The organism is Silvibacterium acidisoli (genome assembly GCA_022870745.1).
Taxonomy (GTDB): domain Bacteria; phylum Acidobacteriota; class Terriglobia; order Terriglobales; family Acidobacteriaceae; genus Silvibacterium.
In genome coordinates this window covers 5233954-5252752 of record CP085323.1, presented here as the reverse complement: position 1 = coordinate 5252752, position 18799 = coordinate 5233954, and the positions used below count along the sequence as shown (strand labels likewise).

Sequence of the window (18799 nt, the reverse complement as noted above, 5' to 3'; positions counted from 1 at the left end):
TTGTCAAAATTCTTTATTCGCCGGCCCATCGTGGCCATCGTAATTGCGATTCTGACAGTGATTATCGGCGTGGTATCGCTGATCACGCTGCCGACTTCGCAATATCCGGACATCGTTCCGCCTGAGATCCTTGTACAGGCGACCTTCCCCGGCGCTGACGCCAAAACTCTTGCACAGGCAGTTTCGACTCCGCTTGAGCAGCAGATGAACGGCGTCGACAACATGCTGTACATGTACAGCGTGAACGCAAACAACGGCGGCCAGGCTGCGCTTTACGTCGACTTCGATGTGAAGACCAACCCGGACACCGACCAGATCCTTTCGCAGCTCCGCGTTGACCAGGCTCAGGCACAGCTGCCGGCGCAGGTCACTACCGCGGGTCTCACGGTGCAGAAGGCGCTCACATCGCCGCTGATGCTGATCGGCCTGAACTCGCCTGACAACCGCTATTCGCAGGAGTTCCTGACCAACTACGGCATCATTAAGATTCAGGATGAGATTGCCCGCGTCAAAGGCGTAAGCCGCGTGCAGGTCTTCGGCGGACAATACGCTCTGCGTATCTGGGTCAAGCCGGATCAGCTGGCCAAGCTGGGAGTTACCGCAAGCGACATCATCGCCGCAGTGCAGACACAGAACAACGTGAACCCTGCCGGACAGATCGGCGGAGAGCCGGTACCGAACGGGCAGCAGTTCACCTTCACGGTGCGTACGCAGGGCCGTCTGATTCTTCCCGAAGAATTCGGCAATATCGTCGTGCGTGCCAATGCTGACGGCAGCGTTCTGCACCTGCGTGACGTCGCACGCGTCGAGCTGGGCGAGCAGTCCTACAGCTTGAACGCACGCTACAATGCCGCTCCTGCAGGCATTATGGCCGTCTATCAGCTGCCCGGCTCAAACGCTGTGCAGACGGCCGAGCTTGTTCGCGCACGCATGAACGAGCTGCAGAAGGGCTTTCCCGCAGGCATGAAGTATGACGTGCCTCTCGATACGACCAAGGCCGTCACGGCGGGTATTCATGAAATCACCCTCACGCTTGGCATCGCCCTGCTGCTGGTGATCATCGTGGTTTACGTCTTCCTGCAGGGCTGGCGCGCGACCCTCATTCCGTTGATGGCAGTGCCGGTATCGCTCATCGGTACATTCATTCTCTTCCCGGTTCTCGGCTTCTCGATCAACACGCTCTCGCTCTTCGGCCTGGTGCTGGCTATCGGCCTGGTCGTCGACGACGCCATTATTGTGGTCGAAGCCGTGGAGCACCACATCGACGAAGGCATGACGCCGAAAGACGCTTCCATCAAGGCAATGAAGGAAGTCGGCGGTCCGGTTGTGGCCATCGCGCTGATTCTCGCCGCGGTGTTTATTCCAACTGCCGCGATCCCTGGAATCACAGGGCGCCTGTATCAGCAGTTCGCCGTCACCATCGCCATCTCGGTGATGATCTCGGCCTTCAATGCTCTTACGCTCAGCCCGGCTCTTTCGGCTCTGCTGCTCAAGCCGAAGGACAAGAACAAGAAGCCCGGTCTTCTGGGCCGCTTCTTCGACTGGTTCAATCGCGTCTTTGGCCGCACGACCGATAAGTTCGTCTCCACTTCGGGCGTGCTCATTCATAAATCCGGCCTGACGATGATTGTGCTGGCCATTATCGCGGTCGTGGCAGTCTTCATGGGCTCGCGTCTTCCCACCGGCTTCATTCCGCAGGAAGACCAGGGCTATCTCTTCGCGGCCATGCAGCTTCCCGATGCCGCCAGCCTGCAGCGTACCGATGCCGCGGGTCTGAAGGTGTCGCACGAGCTGATGAATACGCCGGGTATCGAAGGCGTCGTGCAGGTAAATGGCTTCAGCCTGCTCACGCAGACGCAGAGCACTAACACTGCCTTCTTCTTCATCGCGCTCAAACCGTGGGAGACACGTAAAGCGGCCTCCGAGCAGGTGGACGCCATCCTCGGCAATGTCTCGAAAGAGCTTGGCGGACTTGGCGAAGGCCTCGCATTTACCTTCCCGCCTCCTGCCATTCCGGGTATCGGAACCTCGGGCGGCGTGACCATGATCATGCAGGACGAGTCGGGTAACGACGATCCCAACTTCCTGACGCAAAACCTGTTTGCTTATCTTGGGGCGCTGAAGAAGCGGCCTGAGATCGCATCCGCTATCCCATCCTATCTGCCTGCCGTGCCACAGCTTTATGCGGATGTCGACAAGGAGAAGGCCGCGCAGCAGCAGGTAAGCCTCGACACGATTTACAACACCATGTCCACCTTCATGGGCGGCTACCTGGTGAACTACTTCAACCGCTTCGGCCGTCAGTGGCAGACGTTCGTGGAAGCCGAAGGTTCGTCGCGCACAGACATCAAGAACATCGATCAGTTCTATGTGCGAAGCGCCAATGGCAGCCAGGTACCTCTAGGCTCTCTGGTAAAGGTAAAGCAGATCAATGGGCCAGAGTTCATCCTGCGCTTCAACGAGTACAACGCGGCGCAGCTGAACATCACCGGCGCCCCCGGGTATTCGAGCGGCCAGGTACGAAAGGCGCTCGAAGAGACCTTTGCCAAGTCGATGCCGGAAGGCATGGGCTACTCCTACATGGGCATGAGCTACCAGGAACAGCAGGCAGAGAAGGGCGTACCGGCATGGGTCGTCTTCGGCATCTCGCTCCTCTTCGTCTTCCTGATCCTGGCCGCGCTATACGAGAGCTGGACGCTGCCTTTCAGCGTGCTGCTCAGTACGCCGGTCGCTATCCTCGGCGCGTATCTTGCGCTGAAGATGCGCGCGCTCGAGAATGACATCTTCGCGACGATCGGTCTGATCATGCTCATCGGCCTTTCCGCGAAGAATGCCATCCTGATCGTCGAGTTCGCAGTCGAGAAGTATCGCAGCGGACAAAGCATCAGCGAGTCGGCGCTCGGCGCGGCCCGCCTGCGCTTCCGCCCGATCGTGATGACGGCCTTCGCCTTCATCTTCGGCTGCCTGCCCTTGTGGACGGCATCAGGTTCCGGCGCGGTCTCGCGGCGCATCCTGGGTACGGTGGTGATCGGCGGCATGACGCTGGCGACCCTCATCGGCATCCTGATGGTGCCTGTCACCTTCGCAGTGGTCGAGTATCTCTCGCACCGCTTCGGCAAAGGCGGCAAGGGAACCACGATGGATTCGACGCATCCGCCCGAAAAGCATACCGATCGCGCACAGGACTTAGCGGGACGCCCGCAGGAAGGACACGCATGAGCCGCTTCAGTAACAGCATGCTCACGTTGGCGGCCATGACCGCGTTGGCTGGCTGCAACGTTGGGCCGAAATACACCCGGCCGCAGACTCCTGCGGCCCCCGCATACCGCGGCGCGGACAATGCCGAGGTCACGAGCGACGCAAAAGACTCGCTCGGCGACCAGCAGTGGAGCGCTGTATTCAAAGAACCCGAGCTGCAGGAGCTGATCAAGACGGCGCTGGCAAACAATCTCGATCTGAAGATTGCCGCCACACGCGTCCTCGAACAAGTCCAGCAGGTTCGCGTCACCCGTTCAGCACAGTTCCCGCAGATCACCGTGGGCGGCACCGGCGTGGGCGCAGAGCTGCCGGACTCTCTCGGCAACACGTTTGGCAGCAACCCGATCAGTGAAGGCGATTTCAGCCTGTCGGCGACCTGGACCCCCGATTTCTGGGGTTTGTATCGCAAGCAGACCGAAGCGGCGCGCGACCAGCTTCTCTCCCAGGAGTGGGCGCAGAAGGCCGTGCGCATGTCGCTGGTGCAACAGGTTGCGACCACCTATTTCCAGCTGCGCGAGCTCGATGAACAGCTGGACATCACGAAGCAGACGATCGAGGTCCGTAAGCAATCGCTCGATCTGACGCAACGTCTCGAACGCGGCGGTTCCTCTCCGTTGAGCGACGTACGTCAGGCTGAGCAGCTGCTTTACACCGCTACTTCGGAGCTTCCGCAGATCGAACAGCAGATTCAGCAGCAGGAGAATGCGATGCGTCTGCTGCTCGGCCAGACGCCGGGTACGGTCGTTCACACTGACCAGAATGCGCTTGCACCCCCGCCGCAGAACCTGCCGGTAGGGTTGCCGTCGCAGCTGCTCGAGCGCCGTCCTGATATTCAGGAAGCGGAAGCGCAGTTGAAGGCCGCGAATGCCAACGTCGGTGTGGCGAAAGCTGCTTTTTTCCCGCAGCTTTCCATCAGCGCCTCGGGCGGTGTAGGCGGCGACGACTGGGGAAATATCTTCGACCCGGCCGGACGCACGATCTACGGCCTTGGCTCTCTAACCCAGCCGATCTTCGAAGGTGGAAAGATCAAGGGGCAGTACGAGCTGAGCAAGCGCCAGAAGGACGAGATGGTTCTCTCTTACCAGAAGACGATTCTCGGTGCCTTCCGCGATGTGTCGAATGCCCTGATCGCCGTGAATAAGCAACGTGTCGCACGCGAACAGCAGGAGCTGCTGGTAACGTCGGCCCAGGATGCTACTCGTCTCGCCCGCATTCGCTACCAGGGTGGCTCAACCAGCTACCTTGAAGTGCTGACGACCGACAGCAACCTGTACGCAGCGCAGCTGAACCTTGCAGCCGCTCAGCAGAGTGAAGCGCTCACGCTGGTGCAGTTGTACAGCTCACTCGGTGGTGGCTGGCAGTAAAGCCGCCACAGTCGTGAAAATGGCACAGCCCTGGCTGTGCCATTTTCATTTGTAAAAAGCATTTTTGACCACTTATGTGCCTTTCCGTTAGCATTCGTCGAAAGCAGGCTTAATTTCTTTCGTGAAGTAAGTCCCGCGGGCATCGACATATTCGGGAGTGAATTGATGCAGGTGAGCAGGCGAGCGTTTAACTACGGACTGGCGGCGACAGCCCTAAGCGGCAGGAGTCTTATGGCGAAGGCTCAACAGGCTGCAGCCACACCACTGCTCCAGCTGCAACAGGAGTTCCTCAACCTTCGCTTCGGCATGTTCATACACCTGAACATGGCCACCTTCGAAGAGCGGGAGTGGGGCGATGCCAAGGCATCTCCGAAGCTGTTCAACCCTGCGCACCTCGATACCGATCAGTGGGCACAGGCAGCCCGGTCAGCCAACATGGGCTACGGATGCCTGACCACGAAGCATCACGATGGTTTTTGCCTGTGGCCCACGGCAACCAGCAGCCCGAGCGTGAAAGACTCGTCGTTCCCACACGACATCGTCCGGTCGTATGTAGATTCGTTCCGCAGGCAGGGACTGAAGGTCTGCCTGTACTTCTCCATCCTCGATCTCCGCGCGGATATTCGCGCCTACCAGATTGATGACAGGAAGATTGCGCTCATCAAGGCCCAGCTCACCGAGCTGCTGACGAACTACGGCGAGATTACCGCCCTAATCATCGATGGATGGAGCGCAGCATGGTCGCGTATCTATTACGATCAGCTTCCGTTCCGCGTGGTCTATGACCATGTAAAGAGTCTGCAGCCGAACTGCCTCGTAGCCGATCACAATTTCGGCAGCTACCCTGTGCCGCTGATGTACTACACAGACATTAAGGAGTATGAGCAACATGCCGGGCAGGCCGTTCCCGCCGGCAGTCGAATTCCTTCGCAATCAGGCATGACCCTGCAGAGCGACTGGTTCTGGAAGAAGAGCTACCCTACGCAGGAACTGAAGTCTGCAAAGCAGATCGTCGACGAGTGGCTGGTGCCGTTCAACCGTCAGCACTGCAATCTCATCCTGAACCTGGCTCCCAATACGGACGGGCGTTTCGACGACAATGCAGTCGCCCGCCTCGCCGAGGTCGGAAAGCTCTGGCAGAACACCGGTGCGGCGCCGGCAATTGAGAAGTCGATACAGATTACGACTCCCAACCTCGCTTACGCCAGGCCGAGTTTCGCCAGCAGCATCGCCGACACCTCCGGGCCAGATCTTGCAAACGACAATGACTTTCGTACCTCCTGGACCGCCGATGATGGCAAGGCAGACGGCTGGGTGGAGATCGACCTGAAGCAGCCGGCTCGTTTCAATACAGTGACCGTAGTTACAGGGCATGTAGAAGGGAAGCCAGGCGAGTCATCGATCGGCGGCTATCGCGTGGAGTGCCAGCGCGAAGGTGTCTGGTCGACGATCGCAGGTTCGAACGTCGCGTCTGTTGCCGAGGTCCACCAGTTCCCGCCGGTCGAGGCCGAAAAAATCCGGGTTTCGGTTACTGGAGCCGAAGGTCAGGCGCCAAGCCTGGTGGAAATCGGCGTCTATAACGAGCCGAGCTAAGGCACCGATGCGACACGTTACCTAAAAGTTGTCCTTTCGTGCGTTGTTTGTAAGAGAAATGGTTACCAACCTGTTGCGGACCCATTAATATTGTTGGCAATGCTCCTCAATGCGGTCCTATTAGTTCAGGATGTCCAACTCGCCTGTTTTACGGTGGTGTTTGGAGTTCTGGCTCTCCAGAAATGGAGCGACCTGCCCCGGCGGTGGCTGTGGTTCAGCTTCCTTGCGAATGCCGCGGGGTGTGGCTTGGATCTGCTTGGTCCGCATGTGCCTGCCTGGCTTGGTCATGGATTCAACGGGCTCACGATACCGCTTTCTTACGCCTTACTGAACGTGTCGCTCGTCTACTTCGATCGGCGCGGCAAGCGCTCCGTCTGGATATCCGCTCTCATCCTGCTGGCCGGCTTGCCGGTTCTGCTCGCGTGGCGCAATGCTCCTGTCCGGGTTCAGAGCGATGCATTCGGCGATTTGTTGATCGCCCTGGAGTGCATAGTGACCACGGTACTCCTGTCAGCTCATGACGAGAAGGCAACACGGCCCCCGCGACTGCTGATGGGAGTTTTTCTTGCATACTTCGTCGTGATGGAACTGGCCCGGGTTTTTGTGGTGTTTGTCCTGCATGGCGATCCGGATGTGACGACGCCAAGGCTGGCCACGGTCTGCGTAGTCACTTATGTCACGAATGTTTCGCTGCTGCCGCTTGCGTATATATGGATGATGCAGTCCCGGATGGAGTGGAGCCTCTTCCAGCAGAGCATCGTCGATCCACTGACCGGGGTGCTGAATCGCCGAGGCCTGGAGCATGCGCTGGAGCGGGAGCTCGGGCGCCATCGGCGCTACGGCTACGATCTTACACTCGCGATCTTCGATCTGGACCACTTCAAGGGTATGAACGACCGCTTCGGCCACGCCAGCGGAGATGCCATCCTTGTGGGCGTTGCCCGATTCATGGCAGGACAGTTGCGCGGCTGCGATGTGATCGGACGATATGGCGGGGAAGAGTTTGTCATGTTGTTTCCATACGCCGAGCTTCAGGACGCGAAACCGGTGCTGGAGCGGCTCTGCAGCAGTCTGGCCGAATATGGCGGCTTACTGCCGGGGGCAGGCCTGTCCGTGACCGCCAGCTTCGGTGTTACGAGCGTTGGCGGCCGCCGCGCGGTCGACGCCACTGAACTGCTGGCCGAGGCCGACTTCGCGCTTTATCGCGCGAAGGGCAATGGGCGCAACCAGGTTTGTTATTTCGAGTCTCCGGGGAGTCCGGTGGCACAACGCGACAAAGACATTGCCGCTCCTCAACCGGAAACATCCAGCTGGAGCGCGCCGGCTCAGCTGCCGCAAAACCTGCTCATTAAGCAGATTCCATATCGGATCGACCAGAGCCACCGTCCGGTGAGCCGGTAGAAGCTCCGCCAGGACCTTAACCAGAACGCTACAAAGGCCGTGGCGGCAAGAGTGGCCTCTGGTTATGCGGCGCGGTTTGGAGTGAGGTAGAACGAACGGGAAGGCTGAAGAAGGGCGCAAAAAAAGCGGGGTGCAGGGGACCAATCCCCTGCACCCCGCTTGCTGGTTTAGAAGGTGAAGCGGCCGCCGAACTGGAACTGGCGTGGCAGGTTCGACGCGCCGTAGATCTGTCCGAAGCCCTGCATTACGTCCGGATTATCCTTCGCATTCTGGTTCCAGAAGACGTTCGGATAGCCGAACTGCACGGTGTTAGTGACGTTATAGGACGCCACCTCCAGGCGGATGTTACGTTCGCCGCCGAGAGGGAAGTTCTTATAGACCGACACGTCGAGGCTGTGCGCGCCGTCGGTGCGGACATTGGACATGTACGCCGGGGAGCTGCCGGGACGGAAATCGCTGTCAGGCTGCGAGAAGCAGTTGTAGTTAAACCACTGCAGTGGATTGTGCGTGACCTTGGGAGAGCAGGTCTGGTCGACGCGCTGATTGAACCACTGGTCGCCCGTGCCGGTGGGCACAGCAATCGGCACACCGGTGCTCCAGTAGAGAATGGTGTTGAGCGACCAGTTTCCGAGCGCCTGGTTGACAACCCCATGGAGCGGAACGAGCTTGTCCTTGCCGAAGGGCAAATCCCATGATGTTTGCCAGTTGAATTGCACCTTCACGTCCTGCGACGAGACAGCGCGTTCGAGGTTGAGATCGCGCCAGTCCTGCGGGCCAGCGGAGTGAAAGCCTACAAATCCAAGCGGACTCTGGCTGTCAGTCGTAAGCAGCTTTGCCCAGGTGAGGCTGGCGATGGTGGAGACGCCATGGTCCATGTGCTTCTCGAGCTTGGTCTGCAGCGAGTTGTACTGAGAGTTGGCGCCGTTGTAGCCGTTGATGGTTACGCCGCTTCCGAATCCACCGGAGTTGAACTGCGGGTAGGGTTCGAGCGAAACCCAGAGGGGCACGGTGTCTGAACCATAGTAGAGACTGGTTGGCGGCAGGATCGATTCCCATTTGTTGGGAACCAGGACGCAACCAGTGCTGTTGTTGTTGCAGAGCGTTCCGCCATACTTGGCGATGGTCTCGATCGAGAATGTATTCAGGTCGACTGAGCCGAGAGGCAGGAAGAGCCCATGGCTGCCGACGTAGGCGAGGCTGAAGACCGTCTTGCCGGGCAGCTGCTGCTCGATGCCGATGTTGTAGTTGTAGGTGGTCAGGATCTTCGGATCGTGCTGAACTGTTGTCAGCCCGACGCCGATGTTCGTGGCTGCTCCCTGTGAACTGCCGATCGGTTGCACCACGCCGCTCGGGAACGGATTACTGAGCGGGTTGAGCATGATGCTGTTTCCGTCGTCATTGGTGGTAGTGGCATTCCAGCTCGTCGATGAGCTGAAGCCATCGCTGTTGAAGCCGGGGTTTGCCGCCTGCGTTACGGCAGGACCGTAGTAGATGCCTGCGCCGCCGCGCACCACGGTACTATCCTGCAGCTGCCAGGAGAAGCCAACACGAGGCGCGAAGTTGGTGAGTCGCGTGGTGAAGGGCGTACGGTGGTTGCTGTCTGCGAACACTTCGCCGCCTGTCAGGGCAATGCCGTTTACCGAATAGGCTACGTTCGGGTCAAAGTATTCCTGCCGGTTAAAGCGCTCGGTCCGGCTGCCAAAGATCTCCCAGCGCATGCCGAGGTTTACGGTTAGCTTGGGTGTGATGTGGTAGTTGTCCTGCACAAAGGGCGCGTAATATGGGTTGGCCTGCGCGGAGAAGATATCCTTGGTGAAGTTGCCGCCTTCTCCACCCGGAGCTGAACCCATGCCCATCAGGAACGAGGCGAAGTCACTGCCGTCATCAGCGAAGGTCGTAGAACTGGTGGCTGTTGCGTCGAATCCATAGGTGCCCGCAGGCGCTACAGGCTGGCCGACGTTCGCAAACTTCTTCTCGTAGTCAAAACCGACAGTAAATTCGTGCTTGTTAAGGACTTTGGTCAGGCTTACATTGAAGTCGCGATTTTCGCTGGCGAAGATGAAAGTGTCTTCATTGGTCGTACCGCCAACCGCCGAGGTGGTCTCGAAGGTCATGACCGGAGCCTGCTTGAAGACGACCTGATCGGCGAGAGATTGCGGAAAACCAACCGAGGAGATATCGAAATTATTCTGGCGGGGATCGCCCGTCTGATTTTCGAAGTGGCGGGTCCACGAACCACGCAGCGACAGCACCATTGTGGGGGAAAGAGTGATGTCGTCACCGAGAACGACATTGTGTGTCTTGGTGATGTTGACGTAGTAGTAGGGGTCGAACTCGTCGCTTGAGCCGTAAAGATCGGCATTGCCGAAGTTCAGGTTGCCATAGGAGTAGCGGGCGAAGATGCGCTGCTTCTGGTTTGGCGAGTAGTCGATACGGACGTCGAACTTGTGTGCATTCTGCGGATCGAGGCCGGAGCCGGAATAGTTGTTCCTGTGGTAAGGGCTGCCATCGCCTGGAGCGTTTGGCAGGGGCAGCTTGTCTGCGAAATACTTGGCCACAGGATCGAACATGCTCGAGGGCACGATATTGCCCGCAAAAGGCTGGCGGTTGTGGCTGCCGTCAGGGTTGGCGACTGGGTTGTCGGGAGCAAATGGGTTGTAGATGGTCAGGTTATCCGCGGAGAAGTCGCCCGTACGTTCCGCTGCTGTAGGAACGGTGTAGGAACCGACCTCAAGCTGCTCCTGCTGCGTATCTTCGTAGTCCCCAAAGAAGAAAAGCTTGTCCTTGATGATGGGGCCGCTGATGGCTCCGCCTTCCTGGTAGCGGTGGAAGTCGGGAGTGGGTGCTCCGGGATTGTTCTGCTTGTAGAAGTAGTCGTTTGCCGCTACTGCGGCGGGACGAAAAACTCCGAAGGCATCACCGTGAAATTTGTTGGTGCCGGACTTGGTTACGAGGCTTATGACGCCGGCTGCGCCGCTGGCGTAGGTGGCGGGTGTGTTCTGGGTTTCTACGCGGAATTCGTCGACTCCGTCTTCCGGCACCTGGAAGGCAGGCAGGATCGAAGCAATGTTGTTCTCGGCGACTCCGATGGGGCTGCCGTCCAGTACGTAGTAAACACTGCCCTGGAGAGCTCCGTTAATCGTGTAAGAAGAAACGTCGATCAGCGAACGCGCGTTGAAGATGGCGCCCGAGCTGGAGGAGTTCGGCGTTCCGTTTGCTGGCAGGACGCCCGTGCTGAGCTGTACCAACTCGTATACGTCGCGTGTGAGAAGCGGCACGCGATCGATGGTCTGCGATGAGATGAGCTGGCCGACCGTCGAACTGCTGGTGCTGATCAGCGAAGTCGAGTCATCGACCGTTACGCTCTGGCTTACAGCGCCGACCGAGAGCGTGACGTTGAGATGGTTCGTCTGGTCGACGGTGACGACGATGTTCTTATCGACGGCGGTAGTGAAACCCTCATGCTTGACCGTCAACTGGTAGGTGCCGGGTGCTACCGAGACAAATGAATAAACACCGGCCGAGGTAGTGACGGTAGACTGCTTTACGCCTGTTCCGGTTTCGAGTAGTTCGACAAAGGCGGAGGGGACAACCGCTCCGGCTGAGTCAGTTACGGTTCCGCTGATGCCGCCATGTCCCGCTTGCGCGAGGCATGCAGAGCATGCGAGGAATAAACAAACAACGAGCGAGAACTTCCTGAGGAAGTATGGGCGCATCGTGGGTGGACCTCCAAGAAAGAAAGCAATGACGATTTTGTTAAAACGTGTGAATATCAGGTAAAGCAAGGTATAGGACTGATGTCTTAGAGTGTCAAGAAGAAATATTGAAACGTTACGATGTGCGCTTTCCCGCGATGTCCTCTTCATAAGCGCATGCGAAACGGCTATTTCGCAGTTGAAAAATCAGCGATCGATTTTTAGAGGAAATGCTGTCAGGCCATGCGTGATCAAACCATCACGGCTAAAAATGCCGTTCGTTTTCTGAAGTGCTTCTGCGTTCTGAACGCTGTGCTCGGATCTGCCCTGACAGGCGTTGCGCAGGAGAAGAAAGACGCGGCGCCGGCCGCACCGATGCCGTGGATGAACACGAAGCTCTCCGCCGATAAGCGTGCCGATCTGCTCATCCAGAAGCTCTCTCTTGATGAAAAGATTCAGCTGCTGCATGGAACCGGCGATCCGCATATCGGGCCGGCCGATCCGAAAGCCGCCGATGGTAATGGCGGCTCCGGATACGTTCCTGGCTTTCCCGATAAGAACATTCCCGGCCTGCAGATCGTCGATTCGGCCAGCGGTGTCTGCTACTCGGCAGGCAGCGGACGCTACTCGACCGCGCTTCCGTCGAATCTCGCCGCCGCCAGCTCGTGGGATACGACGATCGAAGAGCGCTACGGAGCGATGATCGCTGACGAGCTGCGCGACCTCGGCTACAACATGACGCTGGGCGGCGGCGTAAATCTGACGCGCGAGCCGCGTGACGGACGCACCTTCGAGTACATGGGCGAAGATCCGGTGCTGGCAGGCACGATGGTGGGACACCTCATCAAGGGCGTGCAGTCGCAGCATGTCCTGGGACACATCAAGCACTACGCGGTGAACGACCAGGAGAGCGGACGGCACGCCGTTTCGTCTGAGATCAGCGAACGCGCCATGCGCGAAACCGACCTGCTCGCCTTCCAGATCGGCATCGGTATCGGCCATCCCGGCGCGGTGATGTGCGCCTACAACCGCGTGAACGGCGACTACGCCTGCGAGAACGAATTCCTTCTAAAAGCGGTCTTGAAAGGCGAGTGGAAGTATCCCGGCTTCGTTATCTCGGACTGGCTGGCAACGCACTCGACAGTGAAGGCCTCGCATGCCGGGCTCGACAACGAAGAGCCGGACAACATGTTCTTCGACGCAGCCATGAAGAAGGCTGTCGAGGACGGCGAAGTAACGCAGGCGGAGCTGAACGATCACGTTCACAGGATTTTGCGCTCGATGTTTGCGACGGGCGTGGTCGACGATCCGCCGAAGAAGCAGGTGCCGGATGTCTTCGGGCACGCGAAGCTGGCGCGTGAGATCGAGCAGAAGAGCATCGTGCTGCTACGGAATGAGAATGCCGTTCTGCCTCTCGACCCTGGCCGCCAGCAGAAGATTCTGGTGATCGGCAGGAACGCGGACAAGGGCATGATCTCCGGCGGAGGTTCGGCCCAGGTCGACCCGCCGGGCGGCAACGCCATCGGCGATATTCCCGACAAGGAACGCAAGCAGGACTGGCAGAAGGCTGTCTGGTTTCCGGATGCGCCCCTCGCTGCGATTCGCGAGGCTGCACCTGCGGGGACCGTCAGCTTTGACGATGGAAGTGATGTGGCGAAAGCATCCGCTGCGGCGAAGCAGGCCGACGTGGTGTTGCTCTACGCCTATCAGTGGCAGGCCGAGGGAGTTGACCTACCGACCCTCGCACTGCCGGACGCGCAGGATGCGCTGATCACGGCGGTTGCCGCGGCGAATCCGCATACAATTGTCGTGCTCGAGACCGGCGGACCGGTGCTGATGCCGTGGCTCAACAATGTTGCCGCGGTGATGGAGACCTGGTTCAGCGGCATCTCCGGGGCGGACGCGATTGCCGATGTTGTCTTCGGTAAGGTCAATCCTTCGGCGAAACTCGCGGTGACATTTCCGATGAAGGACGCGGATCTGCCGCATCCTGAGCTGGTGCTGCCTCCCAAGGCGTCGCAGGAAGACTGGAGCGATGAAGCCGCGATGTCGAAGAAGCTGCTTCTTGGCCTGCCGTCTTTCCCGACACGTTACGACGAAGGCCTGCAGGTGGGCTACCGCTGGTACGACGAGCAGAAGAAGCCTGTGCTCTTTCCGTTCGGCTTCGGTTTGTCTTACACGACCTACAGTTACTCCGATCTCAAGGCCAGCGGTTCTTCTCCGGTAGAGGTGAGCTTTACGCTGAAGAACACCGGCAGGCGAGCCGGCGAAGAGATCGCTGAAGTTTACGCAGCGATGCCCGCTTCGACGGGCGAACCACCGAAGCGTCTTGTCGGCTGGCAGAAGGTCGCGCTGCAGCCGGGAGAAGTGAAGCAGGTTGCGCTGACGATTCCTCGCGAGCGTTTTTCGATCTGGGATGAGAAGTCGCATGCGTGGACGGTCTTGCCCGGTGACTACAGGATCATGGTTGGACCAGGGTCACTCACGCTGCAGCTCGAGCAGGCTCTGTCAATGCGTTAGCGTCTGCGGGATTAACATAGACCGATGCAGCATCCGTCGAAGACGATCGTGAGTCCGCACGCCGGCTCCTATGTGAGGCTGAGATCGGCACCCGGATCGCAGCTGGGTACATTGCAGGATGCGGGGCAGCACGAGGGCAGGGAACGATTTCTGTTTTCGCTCGACTCAAGACTTGCCGAGTACGCCAGCGATATCTACCTCTTCGCGGAAGACGTGGAAGTGTGCGAGCGCCCAACAGATGAAGAGATCGAGCTCATCAATAAGTTTCTGGAACGCCGCGGCTGTGGTGGTTGAGAATGCCGTACTTCTCTTGCAGAAAAGACTGCACGGTCTTCGGAAGCGTTGCGCAAACTTCCTGCCAGGTGATGACTCGCAGCCGGCTGCGAAAGCTGTAGCTCCGGATGGCCTGCACGACACGCATCCAGCGCTCAAACATATCCTGCCGCCGGCCGTCGCATAGCAGCGTGAAGCCGCAGCCGGAAGAGTATGCAGCCAGGATGCTGCGGACCAGCTGATATTCGCAAATGACATCTTCCGTAGTACGCAGTTCAGAGATGTCGAAGAGCTCTTCGAGCAGAGGGTAACGTTCGATGAGCCGATACGGCGCTGCCTGAAAGCCGCTTTCCGTCAGCTTCGCTTCGACGAGCAGATCGCCGAGGCGCATGTCTACTTCTGTGCAGTCCGTACGCCCGTTCGTGAGACAGGTGCGTGGCTTGAAGCCGAACTCGGGACGCAAGCCGCGTTCGATGCCGAGCAATTCGCAAAGCCGCGGCCTGTGCAGCACGCGCGGATAGCAGAAGATGTTCATCAGCAGCGCATCGGAGCTGGTTGCGCAGTCGAGCTCAAAGCGGCGGCGATCGCTGGCTCGGGGAATCCTGCGGCTGCCGGTATACGCTTTGAGCAGCCGACGGGCCCACTCCGGATGCGCGCAGATAGCCCGATAGGACTGGGGAAGGAAGTTGCCGTGCCTGCCTTCGGCAGCGTGGTAGACGACGCTGGGAACTTCGCCGTAGGTCTGGTCGTGCTCGTGAGACTCGGCGCGCAGTTGGTTCCGAATGCTGATCTCGCGTCGCAGGCTGACCATGCCTCATTGTAGGCGAAGAAAAGGTGAAGCAGGGAGGGTTTTGTGCAAAGAGAAAAACCTCCGACAGTCATCGACTATCGGAGGTTTCTTAAAGCTGAACTTTAATGGTGCGCCCAGAAGGATTCGAACCTCCGACCTACTGGTTCGTAGCCAGTCGCTCTATCCAACTGAGCTATGGGCGCACAATGCCAGCCACCTTTAAGGTGACTGCGAACTTTTATTAAGATACCAATTTTCTGCCGCTAATGCAAACCCGGAAGCTGTTTCTTTTCTCTTACTTCGCAGCGGGCGCGGCAACCGGCGCGGCGGGTTCTTCCGGCTGCGGCGGAATCAGCGGAAGCTCCTCGACGAGATCGATACCGGTACGGCGAAGCAGAGTCCATACGGCTGCACCGTTCAGGCGGGTCGCATCGTATTCCACGCGAATGGTCTTCCATTCTTCGTCGATCTTAATGCGGCGAATACCGTAAACCTCGCGGGCATTCCCCAGGGCAAACATGGCTGCTTCGGTCGGGTGCTGCTCGTAGCGATAAAGGACTTCCAGCTGCGTCATAGACAAGATGATAGCAGGGAATTGAAGAGCCATCTGTGACAGAAGTATGGATTCAGCAGGCGGAGAAGTACGAAGTGCAGATCCCTCATTTCGTTCGGGATGACAAACCTTGAGTCCAGTTCGCCGGCTAGAGATTGCGCAGGTAGTTTTCGATCTCCGGGCCGGTCCACTGCTGGGGGCCGATGAACTTTCTACGGATGATGCCTTGCTTATCGATCACATAGGTCTCCGGCGGCCGGGTGGTGCCGTAGGCGTGGTTGCTCTTTTCCGAAGCATCGCGAATGGTCAGCAGGTCGACGTGATTGTCTTTAAGGAACTGCCGGTAGGAGTCTTCCTCGTCCTCGAAATTAACGGCGATTACCGTCACCTCGGGCATCTGCTTTTGAAGGGCGATAAGGGATGGCAGCTCTTCGATGCAGGGCGCGCACCATGATGCCCAGAAGTTCAGCAGCACCACCTTGCCGTGGTAATCGGAGAGGCGGACGGTCTGTGCGCCATCGGTAATGGTGAAGCCGGGAGCCGCGGTGCCGACCTGCGCGGGATGGTCGCCGCGGTCGCATCCTGCCAGGCCGGTCAGCGTAAGAGAGAGCGCGGGCAGGAGAACTGCCGTTCCGATGCGAAGCAGAGAGGCTCGGGAAGCAATCACTTTTCTATAATAAAGGCCGACAGCCGTGGATGCCTCTCTCGAATCGACCCGCCCTCTGAAGCTCTCTGTAATCGTGCCCGCCCGCAACGAAGAAGACTGCGTGGGCGCTTGCCTGCAATCGCTCGCCTCGCAATCGGAGCCCGGTTGGGAACTGGGTATCGACTGGGAGATTCTGCTGATAGACGACCACTCCACCGATCGCACTCGCAAGATCGCGCAGGGTATTGGCGGAGTGACGGTAATGCCGGCTCCTGCTCTCGAAAAGGGATGGACGGGCAAAGCAAATGCCGTCTGGGCCGGTGCGAAGGCCGCGAAAGGCGAGTGGCTGCTGTTTACCGATGCGGACACCCTGCATGAACCCGGCCACCTGAGCATTGCCATGGTCGAGGCCGAGCGTCATCACGCAGCCATGCTTTCGTATTCGCCGCGCCAGATCGTGACCGGCTTCTGGCAGGGGGCGCTGATGCCGCTCGTCTTCAGCGAATTGGCGCTGGCGTATCCTCCCGCGAAGGTCTCCGATCCGCAATCGCGGCTGGCGGCTGCGAATGGGCAGTTCCTGATGATCACTCGCGAGGCGTACTTCGCTGTTGGCGGGCACGAGGCGCTAAAAGACACTGTGCTCGAAGACGTTGCTCTGGCAGAGATTGTCAAGCGGCGAAAGCTGGGCCTGCGCTTCCGGTATGCTCCGGAGGCGGTTGCGACGCGGATGTATCGTACGTTCGGTGCGATGGTTGAAGGCTGGACGAAGAACCTGGCATTGCTCTTCGGAAATACCCTTATGCTGGCTGCCTGGCGCATGCTCGATCTTGCGTTGCTGGTGGGCCTGCCGGTGCTCGCTTTATGGGAGTACCAGCACAACCTGCGGCCGCTCTTTGTGTGGGCGATTGTGCTGATCTGGGCGCGCAACCTGTGGCGATTTTACCGGCGGGTGGCGAAATCGAATTTTCCGGCGGCTGATTGCGCGGTTACTCCTCTGGCATTGCCGCTCTTTGCATATCTGCTCTACCAGAGCTGGTTTCATCACAACGTAACCAGGCGCGTGAACTGGAAGGGACGCGAATATGCGAGCCGGAATCGCTGAAAGTGCGACGCTGGCCCGACTTAACCCATCTAACCTGAGAAGATAGAACGCTATGATCCTGTTGACCCGCAAAGCCGAGTTTTCCGCATCGCACTTCTACTGGAACGACGCCTGGAGCGAAGAGGAAAACCTCCGCGTCTTCGGGAAGTGCTCGAATCGTAATGGTCACGGGCACAATTACACGCTCGAGGTCACGGTGGCCGGTGAAGTGGACCCGGTGACCGGCTTCGTGGTGGACCTCAAAGAGCTGAAAGACGTGATGGAGCGCGAGGTGGTGAGCATTTACGACCACCGCCATCTGAACTTCGAAGTGCCGGAGTTCAAGACCGCGATGCCGACTACCGAGAACATGGCCATCGCAATCTGGAAGCGGCTTGACGGCAAGGTTCCCGGCGCAAAGCTGCATCGCGTGCGCGTCTTCGAGATGGCCGACCTCTTCGCTGACTATTACGGTGAAGCATGAGGGCCTACCTGGGACGCCGATACCGGCTGAGCGCTTCGCATCGTCTGCACGCCGAGAGCCTGAGCGAGGCTGAGAATCGCGCGGCTTTCGGCAAGTGCAATAATCCTTTCGGCCACGGGCATAACTATGTGGTTGAAGTGATCGTTGGCGGAGAAGTGGACAGTGTTACAGGCATGGTGTGCGACCTGGTGAAGCTGGATGCTTGTGTCAACACGGAGATTGTCGAGCGCTTCGATCACACCAACCTGAACACATTCGAGCGCTTTGAAAAAGAAGTGCCGACCACAGAGAATCTGAACCTCGAGGTTTATCGCCTCTTATCTCACGCGGTTGATCGCGGAGCGCTCGGCAAAGCTGAATTGGTATCCGTCCGGATCGAAGAGACTTCGAACAACTCGTTTGAATATCCGGTGGCAAGAGAGAGAAAGGCAGGCGCGGAATGAAGAATCATCACAAGACGCTGGCACCTGACGAACGCGCAGGAGAATTGAAGTCCGAATTGATTGGCTCGACGGGCCTTGAGTCGGTTTCTACGCAGGAGATTTATCGCGAAATTATCCGCCGCTTTGACGCTGATCCCACGCGTGACGGGCTGGTGCGCACCCCTGAGCGTGTCGAGAAGTCGATGACTTTTCTTACCAAGGGCTACAACGAAGATCCGACGGCCATTCTGCGCGGCGCGCTCTTCGATGTCGATTACGACGAAATGGTGATCGTCAAGGATATCGAGATGTTCTCGCTCTGCGAGCACCATATGCTGCCCTTCTTCGGACGCGTGCATGTGGCCTACATTCCTAACGGCAAAGTGATTGGGCTGAGCAAGATTCCGCGGCTGGTTGAAGTCTTCGCGCGCCGCCTGCAGGTGCAGGAACGCATGACGCGGCAGATTGCGGAGGCGATCCAGGATGCGATCAACCCCCAGGGCGTTGGCGTCGTGATTGAGGCTCGGCACCTGTGCATGATGATGCGCGGCGTCGAGAAGCAGAACTCCTCGACGGCAACCTCGGCGATGGTGGGTGTCTTCCAGAAGCAGAACACCCGCGCGGAGTTTCTCTCACTGGTGCGGCAGAGCTCAGGTGGTAATTTCTAACGGCGTTTTCCTCAAGCGTCGCTCTGACGCCGGTCCGCATCGGTCGATATA

At 58.7% G+C, this 18799-nt stretch carries 14 protein-coding genes and 1 tRNA gene; 10 read left to right on the top strand and 5 right to left on the bottom strand.

Annotation, left to right across the window (positions count from 1 at the left end):
- The 4 genes from LJD29_RS21425 to LJD29_RS21410 all read left to right on the top strand — a co-directional run bounded on the left by LJD29_RS21425 (position 1) and on the right by LJD29_RS21410 (position 7616).
- Positions 1 to 3219: an efflux RND transporter permease subunit gene (locus LJD29_RS21425; RefSeq protein ID WP_446743618.1), complete on the top strand. Its 3219-nt coding sequence runs from the start codon at positions 1 to 3 to the stop codon at positions 3217 to 3219.
- A complete protein-coding gene (locus LJD29_RS21420) occupies positions 3216 to 4622 on the top strand; it encodes an efflux transporter outer membrane subunit (RefSeq protein WP_446743617.1) in 1407 nt (468 codons plus the stop codon). Before LJD29_RS21425 ends, LJD29_RS21420 begins: the two co-directional genes overlap by 4 nt.
- A gap of 231 nt (positions 4623 to 4853) precedes the next feature.
- The gene (locus LJD29_RS21415) at positions 4854 to 6215 is read left to right on the top strand and encodes an alpha-L-fucosidase (RefSeq protein ID WP_446743616.1); all 1362 of its coding nucleotides are present in this window, start codon (positions 4854 to 4856) and stop codon (positions 6213 to 6215) included.
- Between the two features lie 99 nt (positions 6216 to 6314).
- Complete coding sequence (locus tag LJD29_RS21410; protein ID WP_446743615.1) at positions 6315 to 7616, top strand: GGDEF domain-containing protein; 1302 nt, start codon at positions 6315 to 6317, stop codon at positions 7614 to 7616.
- A 167-nt stretch (positions 7617 to 7783) separates the two neighbouring features.
- Here the strand turns inward: LJD29_RS21410 and LJD29_RS21405 are convergent, their stop codons facing one another.
- Positions 7784 to 11332, bottom strand: a complete 3549-nt coding sequence (locus LJD29_RS21405) for an outer membrane beta-barrel protein (protein ID WP_446743614.1) — start codon at positions 11330 to 11332, stop codon at positions 7784 to 7786.
- Between the two features lie 222 nt (positions 11333 to 11554).
- Here LJD29_RS21405 and LJD29_RS21400 point away from each other — a divergent pair, with 222 nt between their 5' ends.
- Entirely contained in the window at positions 11555 to 13831 is a 2277-nt protein-coding gene (locus LJD29_RS21400) for a beta-glucosidase (protein WP_446743613.1), read from the top strand.
- Between the two features lie 24 nt (positions 13832 to 13855).
- On the top strand, positions 13856 to 14125 hold the full coding sequence (locus tag LJD29_RS21395; protein ID WP_446743612.1) for a hypothetical protein: 270 nt from the start codon (positions 13856 to 13858) through the stop codon (positions 14123 to 14125).
- On the opposite strand, the gene LJD29_RS21390 is transcribed toward LJD29_RS21395, so the two are convergent.
- The 4 genes from LJD29_RS21390 to LJD29_RS21375 all read right to left on the bottom strand — a co-directional run bounded on the left by LJD29_RS21390 (position 14088) and on the right by LJD29_RS21375 (position 16114).
- Positions 14088 to 14915 (bottom strand): PGN_0703 family putative restriction endonuclease, encoded by an 828-nt coding sequence (locus LJD29_RS21390; RefSeq protein WP_446743611.1) that lies wholly within the window; start codon positions 14913 to 14915, stop codon positions 14088 to 14090. The genes LJD29_RS21395 and LJD29_RS21390 overlap by 38 nt on opposite strands.
- Positions 14916 to 15020: 105 nt before the next feature.
- Positions 15021 to 15097 (bottom strand) — tRNA-Arg (locus LJD29_RS21385).
- A 92-nt stretch (positions 15098 to 15189) separates the two neighbouring features.
- A complete protein-coding gene (locus tag LJD29_RS21380; RefSeq protein ID WP_446743610.1) occupies positions 15190 to 15468 on the bottom strand; it encodes a hypothetical protein in 279 nt (92 codons plus the stop codon).
- Positions 15469 to 15595: 127 nt separating this feature from the next.
- The gene (locus LJD29_RS21375) at positions 15596 to 16114 is read right to left on the bottom strand and encodes a TlpA family protein disulfide reductase (protein WP_446743609.1); all 519 of its coding nucleotides are present in this window, start codon (positions 16112 to 16114) and stop codon (positions 15596 to 15598) included.
- A 25-nt stretch (positions 16115 to 16139) separates the two neighbouring features.
- Here LJD29_RS21375 and LJD29_RS21370 point away from each other — a divergent pair, with 25 nt between their 5' ends.
- From LJD29_RS21370 to folE, 4 genes are read left to right on the top strand one after another with little or no spacing between them, the layout of a single operon-like run.
- Positions 16140 to 17195 (top strand): glycosyltransferase family 2 protein, encoded by a 1056-nt coding sequence (locus LJD29_RS21370; RefSeq protein WP_446743608.1) that lies wholly within the window; start codon positions 16140 to 16142, stop codon positions 17193 to 17195.
- 52 nt (positions 17196 to 17247) lie between these two features.
- Positions 17248 to 17658 (top strand): 6-pyruvoyl trahydropterin synthase family protein, encoded by a 411-nt coding sequence (locus LJD29_RS21365; RefSeq protein ID WP_446743607.1) that lies wholly within the window; start codon positions 17248 to 17250, stop codon positions 17656 to 17658.
- Positions 17655 to 18101 carry a 6-carboxytetrahydropterin synthase gene (locus LJD29_RS21360; protein ID WP_446743606.1) on the top strand — a complete coding sequence of 149 codons (447 nt, stop codon included), beginning with the start codon at positions 17655 to 17657 and terminating at the stop codon, positions 18099 to 18101. Before LJD29_RS21365 ends, LJD29_RS21360 begins: the two co-directional genes overlap by 4 nt.
- Positions 18098 to 18748 (top strand): GTP cyclohydrolase I FolE, encoded by a 651-nt coding sequence (gene folE / locus LJD29_RS21355; protein WP_446743605.1) that lies wholly within the window; start codon positions 18098 to 18100, stop codon positions 18746 to 18748. The genes LJD29_RS21360 and folE overlap by 4 nt, the downstream gene beginning before the upstream one ends.
- Positions 18749 to 18799 lie beyond the last annotated feature (51 nt).